General features: G+C 42.7%; 9 protein-coding genes. 7 read left to right on the plus strand and 2 right to left on the minus strand.

The window, feature by feature from the left end; translation table 11 throughout:
• Nucleotides 1-89 precede the first annotated feature (89 nt).
• Complete coding sequence (plsY, locus tag TRNA_RS31680) at nucleotides 90-683, minus strand: glycerol-3-phosphate 1-O-acyltransferase PlsY (protein WP_003182278.1); 594 nt, start codon at nucleotides 681-683, stop codon at nucleotides 90-92.
• A gap of 178 nt (nucleotides 684-861) precedes the next feature.
• Here plsY and TRNA_RS31685 point away from each other — a divergent pair, with 178 nt between their 5' ends.
• The 3 genes from TRNA_RS31685 to parC all read left to right on the plus strand — a co-directional run bounded on the left by TRNA_RS31685 (nucleotide 862) and on the right by parC (nucleotide 5,992).
• Nucleotides 862-1,275, plus strand: a complete 414-nt coding sequence (locus TRNA_RS31685; protein WP_003182280.1) for a CoA-binding protein — start codon at nucleotides 862-864, stop codon at nucleotides 1,273-1,275.
• A gap of 321 nt (nucleotides 1,276-1,596) precedes the next feature.
• Entirely contained in the window at nucleotides 1,597-3,564 is a 1,968-nt protein-coding gene (gene parE / locus TRNA_RS31690; protein WP_003182282.1) for a DNA topoisomerase IV subunit B, read from the plus strand.
• Between the two features lie 4 nt (nucleotides 3,565-3,568).
• On the plus strand, nucleotides 3,569-5,992 hold the full coding sequence (gene parC, locus TRNA_RS31695; RefSeq protein ID WP_009328199.1) for a DNA topoisomerase IV subunit A: 2,424 nt from the start codon (nucleotides 3,569-3,571) through the stop codon (nucleotides 5,990-5,992).
• Nucleotides 5,993-6,293: 301 nt separating this feature from the next.
• Here parC and TRNA_RS31700 read toward each other — a convergent pair whose 3' ends face one another.
• On the minus strand, nucleotides 6,294-7,385 hold the full coding sequence (locus TRNA_RS31700; protein WP_011198010.1) for a GntR family transcriptional regulator: 1,092 nt from the start codon (nucleotides 7,383-7,385) through the stop codon (nucleotides 6,294-6,296).
• Between the two features lie 353 nt (nucleotides 7,386-7,738).
• On the opposite strand from TRNA_RS31700, the gene TRNA_RS31705 reads away from it, so the two are divergent.
• From TRNA_RS31705 to TRNA_RS31720, 4 genes are all read left to right on the plus strand, one after another.
• Complete coding sequence (locus TRNA_RS31705) at nucleotides 7,739-9,346, plus strand: xylulokinase (protein WP_011198011.1); 1,608 nt, start codon at nucleotides 7,739-7,741, stop codon at nucleotides 9,344-9,346.
• 13 nt (nucleotides 9,347-9,359) lie between these two features.
• Nucleotides 9,360-10,055, plus strand: coding sequence for an L-ribulose-5-phosphate 4-epimerase (locus TRNA_RS31710; RefSeq protein WP_003182291.1), 696 nt, complete (start codon nucleotides 9,360-9,362; stop codon nucleotides 10,053-10,055).
• Between the two features lie 55 nt (nucleotides 10,056-10,110).
• Nucleotides 10,111-11,535 carry an L-arabinose isomerase gene (araA, locus tag TRNA_RS31715; protein ID WP_011198012.1) on the plus strand — a complete coding sequence of 475 codons (1,425 nt, stop codon included), beginning with the start codon at nucleotides 10,111-10,113 and terminating at the stop codon, nucleotides 11,533-11,535.
• 283 nt (nucleotides 11,536-11,818) lie between these two features.
• Nucleotides 11,819-13,213, plus strand: coding sequence for a sugar porter family MFS transporter (locus tag TRNA_RS31720; protein WP_003182294.1), 1,395 nt, complete (start codon nucleotides 11,819-11,821; stop codon nucleotides 13,211-13,213).
• Nucleotides 13,214-13,782: the final 569 nt, after the last annotated feature.

The raw sequence follows: 13,782 nt of genomic DNA on the forward strand, positions 1-13,782 counted from the left end.
TTCATCATTTGTTTCAAAGCATGCTGAATCTATTTATAGTATATAACGTTTTTGTCCGATCATGAAAATATAATGTTCTTCGGATAGGCTCATCTTTTGCCGGACATCCACTTGATTTTGGGCTCGGTTTTATCGATGATGCGTTTAATGTTCGTCCTGTGTCTGTATACGACAAACGCCGTAAGAAAGGCGACGACTGCCACCAATAAAAGGTCTTTCGTAAACAGACTGTAAACCGTTGTATACAAGCCGGTTAAAATGGAAGAAAGCGATACATATTTTGTGATATACAAAAACAGAAAGAACACCGCAACCATTGTGAGAAACAGAAGAGGCTGATAGCAAAGCAATACGCCTCCGGAAGTAGCGACAGCTTTTCCGCCTTTAAATTTTGCGAACACAGGGAACATATGCCCGATGACTGCGGCTACGCCGGCCAGCAAAGGGTGTACGCCGATGTGCAGGATGGCGGGCAGAAAGGCGGCGAGCGTCCCTTTCAAAATGTCCGCAGCCACAACGATAGAGCCGGCTTTTACGCCGAGTGTCCGAAATGCGTTGGTGGCGCCAAGATTCCCGCTGCCGTGTTCCCTGATGTCGATTCCTTTGGCGGCCTTTCCGACAATCAAGCCGGACGGAATGCTGCCGAGTAGATAGGCTAAAATAAATAATAAAGCTATTAACATTTCATTTCTCCTTTTTAGATGATCCCTTCTCTTTATTTTAACATGAGAGGCGCCTTCCATGACGGCTTTTCTTTAGAAGTACCGTATATATCATACAAGATAATGCGCGCTAATCATATGAAAATTTTGATTATCTCCTTTGTTTTCGTGTAAACTGAACTTAAAAGGAGTGATCGGTGTGGAAAATCCTTCTAAACAGGAAATCAAAACCATTCTTGAAAACAGCAGACGAATTGCGGTAGTCGGCTTGTCCGACAACCCTGAAAGAACATCGTACATGGTATCAAAAGCGATGCAGGACGCGGGATATGACATCATCCCTGTCAATCCGACCATTGATGAGGCGCTGGGCGTCAAGGCTGTGGCATCCTTAAAAGACATTGAAGGACACGTTGATATCGTCAATGTGTTCAGAAGATCCGAGCATCTGCCTGATGTCGCAAAGGAATTCCTGGAGATAGACGCAGATGTGTTTTGGGCGCAGCAGGGGCTTGTCAATGAAGAAGCTTATCAGCTTCTGAGCGAAAAAGGCTATACGGTGATTATGGATTTGTGCATAAAAGTGGCACACTCGTTAACAAAATCGGCATAAAAAAGACAAAAATCCTTGTTTTTTCAAGGGTTTTTGTCTTTTTTATGCGAGAATATGTTTGCGAATTGCTGTGAAAAACGGCTACAATAAGTCTTGGACAGTTTTTTAAGAATGATTTTCCAATTGCGATGTGGAAAGCCTTGTGCTGCGGGTGATGAATCGTGTAAAATGACGGCTGTGCAAAAAGCGGCTTTCATTTTAACATGTTCCCGACAATGCTTGAAGAAATTGGAAAATAATCGGATAATACTTTGCTTTATATGACAGAGTGTGTATTATTCTTTATAAGCAATGTTTGATTTTTGAAAGGGGTTTATGCATTTGGTTAAAAAACAGCAAGTTGACTATAATGATGATTCCATACAGGTGCTCGAAGGCCTTGAAGCGGTCAGAAAACGCCCCGGTATGTACATCGGTTCGACAGACAGCCGGGGACTGCACCATCTCGTATATGAAATCGTCGATAATTCCGTCGATGAAGTCCTTGCGGGCCATGGGGATCACATTATAGTAAAAATACATAAAGATAACAGCATATCGGTGCAAGACAGAGGCCGGGGAATGCCAACAGGAATGCATAAGCTCGGCAAGCCGACTCCAGAAATTATTTTGACAGTGCTGCATGCCGGAGGAAAGTTCGGCCAAGGCGGCTATAAAACGAGCGGGGGGCTGCACGGCGTCGGTGCATCCGTTGTAAACGCCCTGTCCGAGTGGCTGACAGTCACGATTGAGCGGGACGGAAATGTTTACAGGCAGCGTTTTGAAAACGGCGGCAAACCGGTGACATCCCTTGATAAAATCGGAACGACCAAAAAGACCGGCACCCTGATTCATTTCAAGCCTGATCCTGCGATGTTCAGCACGACGACGTTTAACTTTGAAACGCTTTCAGAGCGTCTGAGAGAATCAGCCTTTTTGTTAAAAGGACTAAAAATAGAATTGATCGATGAACGCGATCAAACAAAAGAAACGTTTTTATACGAAAACGGAATCGAAGCTTTTGTCGCTTATTTAAATGAGGAGAAAGACGCGCTTTCTGAAGTGGTCTCATTTGAAGGAGAGCACAACGGCATCGAGGTTGACTTCGCGTTTCAGTTTAATGACGGCTATTCCGAAAACATCCTGTCGTTCGTCAATAATGTCAGAACGAAAGATGGAGGAACCCATGAGTCCGGTGCCAAAACGGCGATGACGAGAGCATTCAACGAGTATGCGAGAAAGGTGGCCCTTTTAAAAGAAAAGGACAAAAACCTTGAAGGAACGGATATCAGGGAAGGCCTGTCAGCCATCGTTTCCGTCCGGATTCCCGAAGAGCTTCTTCAATTTGAAGGACAGACAAAAGGAAAGCTCGGCACAAGTGAAGCACGGTCAGCCGTTGATGCAATCGTCTCTGAGCAGCTCGCCTATTTTCTTGAAGAAAACAGGGAAACGGCAACATTGCTTGTCAAAAAAGCGATTAAAGCCTCCCAGGCGAGAGAGGCTGCGAGAAAAGCAAGAGAAGAGGCAAGAAGCGGAAAGAAAAGAAAGAAATCCGAAGCGACGCTCTCCGGGAAGCTGACGCCTGCACAATCAAGGAATCCATCCAAGAACGAATTGTATCTCGTGGAGGGTGATTCTGCGGGAGGATCAGCAAAGCAGGGACGAGACCGGAAATTCCAGGCTGTCCTGCCGCTCCGCGGAAAAGTTATCAATACGGAAAAAGCGAAGCTGGCCGATATTTTTAAAAATGAAGAGATCAATACGATCATTCACGCGATCGGCGGAGGGGTCGGCGCCGATTTTGACATTGAGGACATCAATTACGACAAAGTCATTATCATGACAGATGCGGATACAGACGGCGCGCATATCCAAGTGCTGCTCCTGACTTTTTTCTACCGCTATATGAAGCCGCTGATCGAGCACGGAAAAGTGTTTATCGCACTGCCGCCGCTCTATAAAGTGAGCAAAGGGTCGGGCAAAAAAGAAATCATTGAATATGCCTGGTCTGATGAGGAAATGGACGACGTCCTCAAAAAAGTCGGAAAAGGATATACGATCCAGCGCTATAAAGGTCTCGGCGAAATGAACGCTGACCAGCTTTGGGAAACGACAATGAACCCCGAGTCAAGAACACTTGTCAGGGTTAAAATCGATGACGCGGCCCGGGTGGAACGGCGCGTAACGACATTGATGGGCGACAAAGTTGAGCCGAGGAGAAAATGGATTGAGAAAAACGTCGCTTTCGGACTTGATGAAGAAAGCAACATTTTGGAAAACGAGAATTTATCGGTCGCTGAGGAGGTTTAAATAAATGGCACAGCCAGAGATTTATCATGATTTACCATTGGAAGACGTGATCGGCGACCGTTTCGGCCGATACAGCAAATATATTATTCAGGACCGGGCGCTCCCTGATGCGCGCGACGGCCTGAAGCCTGTTCAAAGAAGAATCTTATACGCCATGCATGCGGAAGGGAACACATACGATAAGAATTTCCGCAAGGCCGCAAAAACGGTCGGTAATGTAATCGGAAACTATCATCCTCACGGAGACAGCTCGGTCTACGAAGCGATGGTGCGGATGAGCCAGGACTGGAAGGTTCGCAACGTGCTGATTGAAATGCACGGAAACAACGGAAGCATCGACGGTGATCCGCCGGCTGCGATGCGTTATACAGAAGCAAGGCTCGCGGCGATCGCGTCAGAGCTATTGCGGGATATTGACAAAGAAACGGTCGAGTTTGTACCAAACTTTGATGATACGAGCAAAGAGCCTGTCGTCCTTCCGGCAATGTTCCCGAACCTGCTTGTCAACGGATCGACAGGGATTTCCGCCGGGTATGCGACTGACATTCCGCCGCATCATCTCGGGGAAGTGATCGATGCCGTGATTAAGCGGATCGACTCGCCGAACTGCAGCGTGGATGACCTCATGGAGTTCGTAAAAGGTCCGGACTTTCCGACCGGAGGAATCATCCAGGGGAAAGAAGGCATAAAAAAAGCCTATGAAACCGGAAAAGGAAAAATCATCATCAGGGGCAAAGCCGAGATCGAAACAATCAGAGGCGGCCGCCAGCAAATTGTCATTACTGAAATTCCGTTTGAAGTCAACAAAGCGAATTTAGTGAAAAAAATGGACGAATTCAGGATTGAACGGAAGGTCGAAGGGATTTCAGAAGTCCGTGACGAGACCGACCGGACAGGCCTCAGAATCGTGATTGAGCTGAAAAAAGAAGCGGATGCACAAGGCATTTTAAATTTCTTATACAAAAACACGGATTTGCAGATTCCTTACAACTTTAACATGGTCGCCATCCATAACAGAAGACCGATGCTGATGAATCTCACATCGATTTTGGACGCTTATATCGGCCACCAAAAAGAAGTCATCACCAACCGTTCTCAGTATGAGCTGAAAAAAGCGAAGGAAAGGCATCATATCGTAGAAGGCTTAATGAAGGCACTGTCCATTTTGGATGAGGTCATTGCGACGATCCGCTCCTCCAATGACAAGCGCGATGCCAAAAACAATCTGATCGAAAAGTTCGCATTTACTGAGCCGCAGGCTGAAGCGATCGTTTCCTTGCAGCTGTACAGGCTGACAAACACAGATATTACGGCCCTCCAGGAAGAAGCAAAAGAACTGGACCAGAAGATCAAAGAGCTGGAAGAGATCCTTTCCAATGATAAGAAACTTTTGAAAGTGATCAAAGACAGCTTGAAAAAGGTTAAAAAAACCTATGCCAGTCAAAGGCGCTCTGTCATCGAAGAAAAAATCGAAGAAATTAAAATCAACCTTGAAGTGATGGTGGCGTCGGAAGACGTTTATGTGACCGTAACGAAAGACGGTTATATTAAACGAACGAGCCAGCGGTCTTTCGCCGCATCAAACGGCCAGGACTTCGGCATGAAAGATACCGACCGTCTGCTCTGTCAGCTGGAAATGAATACGACAGACGTTCTGCTCTTGTTCACAAATAAAGGGAGCTATGTCTATTGTCCAGTTCACCAGCTCCCTGATATCAGATGGAAAGATTTAGGTCAGCATATAACGAATATCATATCGATTGACAGCGATGAGTCCATCGTCAAGGCGATTCCTGTCAGAGAGTTTACCGAATCTGAATACCTGCTGTTCTTTACGAAAAACGGAATGGCGAAAAGAACTCAGCTGATGCAGTATAAAGCACAGCGCTATTCAAAAGCACTGGTTGCCCTTAATTTAAAAGGCGACGATGAAGTGGTCGATGTTCATGTAACGGACGGAACGAAAGATTTGTTTATTGCGACACATTCCGGCTACGGTCTGTGGTTCACAGAAGATGAAGTCAGCGTCGTCGGCGCAAGGGCGGCCGGTGTCAAGGGCGTCAATTTGAAAGACGGCGACTTTGTCGCCAGCGGACAGGTTTTAGAGGAAAAAGACGTGCTTGTGCTCGTGACCCAGCGCGGATCTATTAAGCGGATGAACCGCAGCGAATTTGAAAAAACGTCAAGGGCGAAACGAGGGGTTCTCATGCTGAGGGAACTGAAGAAAAAACCTCACCGCATTGCCGGCCTGCTCGCATGTTCATATCATGATCAAATCACGCTTCAAACCGAAAAAGGCATCACAGAGGAGATGCTTGTCAAAGAAATCAAGCTTCATGACCGGTACAGCAACGGTTCTTTCATCATCGACGAAGATGAAGCAGGGGAAGTAACGGATGTATGGATCAGCAAACATGAGCTGGAGTGAAATCGAACAGCACGCCGTTGATCATTCAATATCTAGGGGCGTCACCACATGTCTATCAAGCCGTTTCAATGCTCAGAAAAAGAGCATGCCGGATAAACCTTAAACAGCACGATGTTACTTTCTTGTGACACAATTATACAGCATCTAATATATCAGAGACTGATTTTTTCTCTTCGGTGAGATTTTCGCCCGTTTTTCTGATTCAACATTTCTTTGCTTAATTGATACCAGAGTAAAACAACCCAGTCCGTGTTCGCGCCTTTAGTGAACATGGACTGGGTTTTTCTTGATCACGCTATGATTATTGTATTTCTAACTCTTTTACGGTTTCGCCTTCAACTAACACAGGTTGATAGTAGGTTTCGTTTGGTAAATCCTTCTTTCCTTGTAATTTTTTAATGACCCAATCAGCTGCATCGTGTCCCATTTGTTCTTGAGGATGGGTCAATGTTGTTAGTTTGATATTCGCATTTTTGGCGATATACGAATTGTCCTGACCAATAATTGACAATTTGTCCGGGATAGAAATATTAAGTTGTCTGCATACATTTGCTACTTCCAGCCCTACTTCGTCGTTGTAGCAGACGATTGCAGTCAACACGTCTCTTTTTTCATTTAGAAACTTCTTCAGGTCTGTGTATAGGTCCAGCTTCGTCTCTATATTGTACGAAAGCACATGCTCCGGGTAAAATCGTAATTTGGCTTCACCAAGCGCTTTTATATACCCCTTCATTCGATACTTTCCTTGTAAATCATCCATTTTTGAAATGAGACCAATTTGTGTATGTCCTTTTGATATTAATTCTTTTGTTGCGAGATAGCTTGACTGCACGTCATCGAGACAAAGAAAAGGAACATCTAATTCTTCATAATAAGCATTGATCATGATGAAAGGAATATCCTGTTCCTTAAACGATAGGTAGTAGGCAATATTGGGATTGTACAGATTGCTTTTCGTAGGTTCAACAATTAAACCATCTACGCCAAATGACAGCATCATTTCCAAAGCTTTTTTTTCTTGTTCGACATCATTATTTGTACTAGCTAATAGTAACGAATAATTAGCCTCATTCAATCTCCCTTCAATTCCACGAATAATGGAGGGGAAAATGTAATCAGAAATGTAGGTCGTGATTACACCGATTATTTTGTTATTGGAATTCCCGCCGGCTTTTGATTGATACTGGTTACTAACATAAGTGCCAGACCCTTTTTCACTTCTTAAGAACCCTTCGTTCGATAGTTCTAAAATGGCTTTTCGAACAGTGTGGCGGCTGACTTTGTACTCTTCCTGTATGGCGGATTCAGTAGGAATTTGGTCTCCCGCTCTGTAAACTCCTGAAAGTATTTTACTTTTTATGTCATTAATGATGACCTTATACTTTGGTTTCATTTCACTCACTTCTTTCGCAGTTGTTCGCATTCTAATTTTTTTAATTGAATGATTTGTGTGGACATATTTTATCATGGCTTACAATGAATTAAAAGATTCCGCCTTATTTTCGTGAAAATTAACTAGCAATTATAAAAATTTTCTTTAGGTTTTATGTTATTCAAATACCTTTTATTATAAACATTAAGAGAAAAATAACAGAAAATATCGTCGTGATATTTATATGAACATATTATATTCTAGATTGACATATGTACGTACAAAAAATATACTAAGGTTGTAATAAAGTTAAGCGGAAAGGAAAATGCTTTCTTTCGAATTATAATGAAATCGCTATCAGAGGGGGGGATTACGTGAAAGCGAATCGAGTAAACATCAAGCAAGCCATAACTGAGGGAGAAACATCACTTGGAATTGAATTCGGATCCACACGTATTAAAGCAGTGTTGATTGATAGCAGTTTTGAAACAATCGCATCTGGAAGCTATGAGTGGGAAAACCTCTTGGAAGATGGATTTTGGACGTACAACTTGGTAGATATTATCACTGGATTGCGAACAGCTTATAGTGAAATGAAGAATGAAGTTGAACGAAATTATGGCATCACCATTCGCAAAATCGGTTCTATTGGAATTTCTGCAATGATGCATGGGTATATGGCTTTTGACAAAACAGGGGAGCTGCTTGTTCCGTTTCGAACTTGGCGTAACTCAACAACCGGTGCTGCAGCAAAAGAATTAACTGATCAATTTCAATTCAATATCCCCGAACGGTGGAGTATTGCTCACCTTTATCAAGCGATATTAAATGAAGAGAAGCATTTGCCTCGCATTGACTATATCACCACCTTAGCCGGGTACATTCACTGGTTACTGACTGGTAATAAAGCAATTGGCATTGGAGATGCTTCGGGCATGTTCCCGATTGATGAATCAACGCAAAATTACAATGAATCGATGGTCAAGCAGTTTGATGAACTGATTTCGAACAAAGGCTACCCTTGGAAGCTGAAGGATATTCTTCCTAAAGTTTATATTTCAGGCGAGCAGGCTGGTGAATTAACCGAAATTGGTGCAAAAATTCTGGATCAGTCAAAAAATTTACAACCAGGCATTCCAATTTGTCCACCGGAAGGCGATGCTGGAACAGGAATGGTTGCTACGAATAGTGTGAGGAAACGCACTGGAAACATTTCGGTGGGAACTTCAGTTTTTGCCATGATTGTATTAGAAAAAGAACTTTCAAAAGTATATCCAGAAATTGATTTGGTCACAACGCCAAACGGCAGTCCGGTTGGAATGGTTCATGCGAATAACTGCTCAAGCGATATTAATGCTTGGCTAGGATTGTTTCGTGAATTTTTTGAAGCAATGGGACAAAAGATTGAAACGAATAAATTATTCGAAGTGATGTTAAATAAAGCTTTGGAAGCTGACTCAGATGGCGGCGGTTTGCTAAGCTACGGCTATTTCTCCGGTGAAAATATTACGGGATTAGAAAAAGGCCGGCCATTATTTGTCCGCTCACCAGAGAGTCGTTTCAATTTAGCAAACTTCATGCGGACACACCTTTTTACAGCCTTTGCTGCTTTGAAAATCGGAATGGATATTTTGACCAAAGAGGAAAAAATTGAAATCGATAGCATTTTAGCTCACGGCGGTTTATTCAAAACCCCTCTTGTCGGACAAAAAATTGTTGCAGCTGCAATGAATACGCCGGTATCAGTTATGGAAACAGCCGGAGAAGGCGGTGCGTGGGGAATGGCTATTCTTGCTTCTTACATGATGAACAAAGGTCAAGAAGAGAGCTTAGAAGACTTCCTCGACAAAAAAGTCTTTGAAGAGGATGCCGGGCAGGAAATTTACCCTGATCAATTAGATGTAGAAGGATTTGAAGCATTTATCGAACGGTACAAAAAAGGTTTAATGATTGAGCAGGCCGCTGTAGACCATTTGATTTAATGGAGGGATTGACGTGCTAGAACAACTGAAAGAAGAAGTATTACAAGCGAATTTGGACCTGCCTAAATACGGACTCGTGAAATACACATGGGGAAATGCAAGTGCCATTGACCGTGAAACAGGTCTATTCGTTATCAAACCGAGCGGTGTTGATTATGAAACGATGAAAGCTAGTGATATGGTGGTTGTTGATTTAGATGGCAATGTTGTTGAAGGAGAGCTGAGGCCTTCATCAGATACAGCGACTCACGCAGTGCTTTATAAGCGCTACCCTGAAATTGGAGGAATTGTACACACTCATTCAACTTGGGCGACAATCTGGGCTCAAGCAGGCCTTGATGTTCCAGCGATGGGGACCACTCATGCAGACACATTCTATGGTTCCGTACCATGTGCCCGTTACTTGACACAAGAGGAGATTGATCGCGGTTACGAAGCAGAAACAGGTCATGTGATTATCGAAACATTTGAGGAGCGAGGGTTAGATATTTTAGCTGTTCCCGGTGTCTTACTTCACGGTCATGGTCCATTTACTTGGGGCAAAGATGTAAAATCAGCCGTATTGAATAGTGTGGTGTTGGAGGAAGTTGCGAAAATGAATTTATTTACAAGAGAATTAAATCTTTTTGCAAAAGAATTACCACAACGTATTTTAGATAAACATTACTTACGAAAACACGGTAAAAATGCTTATTATGGTCAAAAGTAATGTCAATTCTATCAAACTATCAATTATCCCATCAATTTAAGAAAAGAGGGTTATTATGTTAACAACAGGGAAAAAAGAATTTTGGTTTGTCGTAGGTTCACAGCATCTTTATGGGGAAGAAACGTTAGCGGAAGTCAGAGCGCACGCGCAAGCCATGACCGATGCATTAAATGAAAGCGCTGTTTTGCCATATCCGCTTGTATTGCAAGATTTGGCTGTTAATGCAGATAAAATCACTAGCATCATGAAAGAAGTAAATTATCGTGACGAAGTCGCCGGTGTTATCACTTGGATGCATACTTTCTCGCCTGCGAAAATGTGGATTCGCGGAACAAAATTATTGCAAAAACCATTACTTCATTTAGCGACACAATTTAATGAAAGTATTCCATGGCCAACGATTGACATGGACTTTATGAACCTCAACCAATCTGCTCATGGCGACCGTGAATACGGTTTTATCAATGCCCGTTTGAAAAAACAAAATAAAGTTGTCGTAGGTTATTGGGAGCGACCTGAAGTGCAACAGCAAATTGCAGAATGGATGGACGTAGCGGTTGCTTATAACGAAAGCTTCAACATCAAGGTCGCTCGGTTTGGTGACAACATGCGTAACGTTGCTGTTACTGAAGGGGATAAGATTGAAGCGCAAATTCAATTTGGCTGGACAGTTGATTACTTTGGCATCGGTGATCTTGTTCAATACGTGAATGCGGTTACAGATGAAGAGATTAATCGTTTGTTTGCAGAATACGCAGACCTTTATGAATTTGATTATGGCACTTACAGTCGGGAAGATTGGGAGAAGAGTGTAAAAGTACAAGCAAGCTATGAAATCGCTATTAAACGTTTCCTTGATGATGGTGGTTACAATGCTTTCACAACTAACTTTGAAGATTTATATGGAATGAAACAGCTTCCGGGTCTTGCCGTCCAACGTTTGATGGCGCAAGGATATGGCTTTGCCGGTGAAGGAGATTGGAAAACTGCAGCGCTCGACCGCTTGCTCAAAGTGATGAGCCGTAACCAATCAACTGGTTTTATGGAAGATTACACATATGAATTGGCTGCCGGTCAAGAATCAATTCTTCAATCGCATATGCTTGAAGTTGACCCATCTTTAGCAAGCAATAAACCAAAAATTATCGTCTCTCCATTAGGTATTGGTGATCGTGAAGACCCGGCACGCCTAGTGTTCGACGGAAAAGCAGGAGATGGCGTGGTTGTTTCAATGGCAGACTTTGGTACGCACTACAAATTGTTGATTAACGAAGTTTCTGCATTTGAACCAACTGTTCCAGCACCAAACCTTCCAGTTGCACGGGTGCTTTGGGAAGTGAAGCCTAACTTCCAAGATGGAGTGAAAGCATGGCTTGAGAATGGCGGCGGCCACCATACAGTTGTTTCATTGTTTTTAACAACAGACCAAATGATCACTTATGCAAAGCTCGTTGACTTGGAATATGTAGTGATTAAGTAATGCCTCTAACCTCCGAGGAGGTGCTGCTTCCTTGGAGGTGAAAATAGGCATCAGTTTTCAAAATATTTATGATTTTGTAAGCGTTATCGCGACATTCAGTAAAAATTGAAAGCGTTTAAAAATAGGCGAATAAAACCATGAGATTTAGGGAGAAATCCCACCAAATAATATCCTGGCATGTATTTGCGGCTTGAAAGCGCTTTTATTATTTCTTAAAAAGCCTTCAATATTTTTGCAGTGGATTTTTACACAATTTAATTTCAACCTTGAGGAGGAAACTTTAATGGTTAATGAAAAGAAAATCTCAAGTGGCTTCATTTACTTTTTTGGGGCTTTTGCGGGCATTCTTTTCGGTTATGATATCGGCGTTATGACGGGTGCTTTGCCTTTTCTGCAAAATGATTGGAACCTTCAAGACAACGCCGGGGTTATTGGATGGATTACCTCTTCGGTAATGTTAGGCGCTATTTTTGGAGGCGCCCTTGCCGGACAACTTTCTGATCGTTTGGGACGGCGCAAAATGATTTTAATTTCCGCTATCATTTTTGTTGTTGGATCCATTTTGTCAGGAATAGCACCTCATAATGGGATACTATTTTTGATTGTTTCTCGGGTTTTATTGGGATTGGCCGTTGGTGCCGCTTCTGCATTGGTCCCAGCCTATATGTCGGAAATGGCGCCTGCACGTTTACGTGGACGGCTGTCAGGAATTAATCAAACAATGATTTGTTCTGGAATGTTGCTTTCTTACATTGTTGATTTTCTATTGAAAGATTTGCCGGAAACAATGGCGTGGCGGTTGATGCTTGGTTTGGCTGCTGTACCTGCTTTGATCTTATATGTTGGAATGCTAAAATTACCCGAATCACCACGTTTTTTAATAAAGAACAATAAACTTGATGAAGCTCGCAAGGTGTTGAGCTATATTCGCTCTAACAAAGGAGAGATTGATTCTGAAATAACGCAAATTCAAGAAACTGCCAGAGAAGAAGCGAAGGCAAATCAAAATGCATCATGGGCTACCCTCTTAAGCAATAAATATCGTTTTTTATTAATTGCCGGTGTGGGTGTTGCTGCTTTTCAACAATTCCAGGGTGCAAACGCAATTTTTTATTACATTCCTTTAATTGTAGAAAAAGCAACAGGAAATGCAGCAAGTTCAGCTTTGATGTGGCCGATTATTCAAGGAGTTATTCTCGTGCTAGGTTCATTAATATTCTTAGTGATTGCTGATAAATTTAATCGCCGTACTTTATTAACAGTAGGCGGAACAATAATGGGGCTGTCCTTTATTTTGCCGGCAATATTGAATATATTAATTCCTAATGCGAATCCGATGATGATGGTTGTCTTTTTGAGTATCTATGTAGCACTTTATTCATTCACATGGGCTCCTTTAACTTGGGTCATAGTTGGAGAAATTTTCCCGCTGGTAATTCGCGGGCGTGCGTCTGGTTTAGCTTCATCATTTAACTGGATTGGTTCTTTCTTGGTTGGATTGCTATTTCCTGTTATGACCGCTTCGATGTCTCAAGAAGCTGTGTTTGCAATCTTCGGTGTGATTTGTTTGCTTGGAGTTGTATTTATCCGGACACGCGTCCCTGAAACTCGAGGTCGCAGTTTAGAGGAAATCGAAAAAAATGGAGAAAATAAACGAGTTGACGGAAAAAGCGCGTAAATAAAACCTATGGAGGCTTGGAGTAGAATTCAAAGAAGATATCTTGGGTGCCGCTTATCGCAGGGGAAATCCTCGCACTAGTGTATTTTGAAACAGGGGTTCAAAAGATCGTAAACATATGGATTTCCTCACGGCGCCTTGCTTGAGGGCGAAGTTGCTCACTTCGGCCTTTTTTTAATTAAAATTAGCCTCTTGTTTGTATCATTTCCGCTCAATTGTCCCGCTTCGTTATATCCTAAATGATGGAGCCGTCCTTCAACAGATAAAGGGACCTGGGCAATCATAAAAGATTGGGAAAACTTCAAGAAGAAGGGCGTTTAGAATGACAATTTGGCAGTAAACGCTAAGTATTGATGCGATTCGAAATTCATGGACGCCACGATTTGCCGATGGGGGAGGAACCAACGGCCTGCGTTCTTTGTTTTTTAAACGTGAACCATAAATCAAGGCGTGGTTGGACGCCGTGGCCGTTTCGTATTACACGGTTTTAAGCCATGCTATATAGCTGATTATTCAATACTAAATATGGAGGGGAAAACTCCGCCCTCCATATAGAATATAATTTTAAA

It is taken from the genome of Bacillus licheniformis DSM 13 = ATCC 14580, from assembly GCF_000011645.1.
GTDB classification, from domain to species: domain Bacteria; phylum Bacillota; class Bacilli; order Bacillales; family Bacillaceae; genus Bacillus; species Bacillus licheniformis.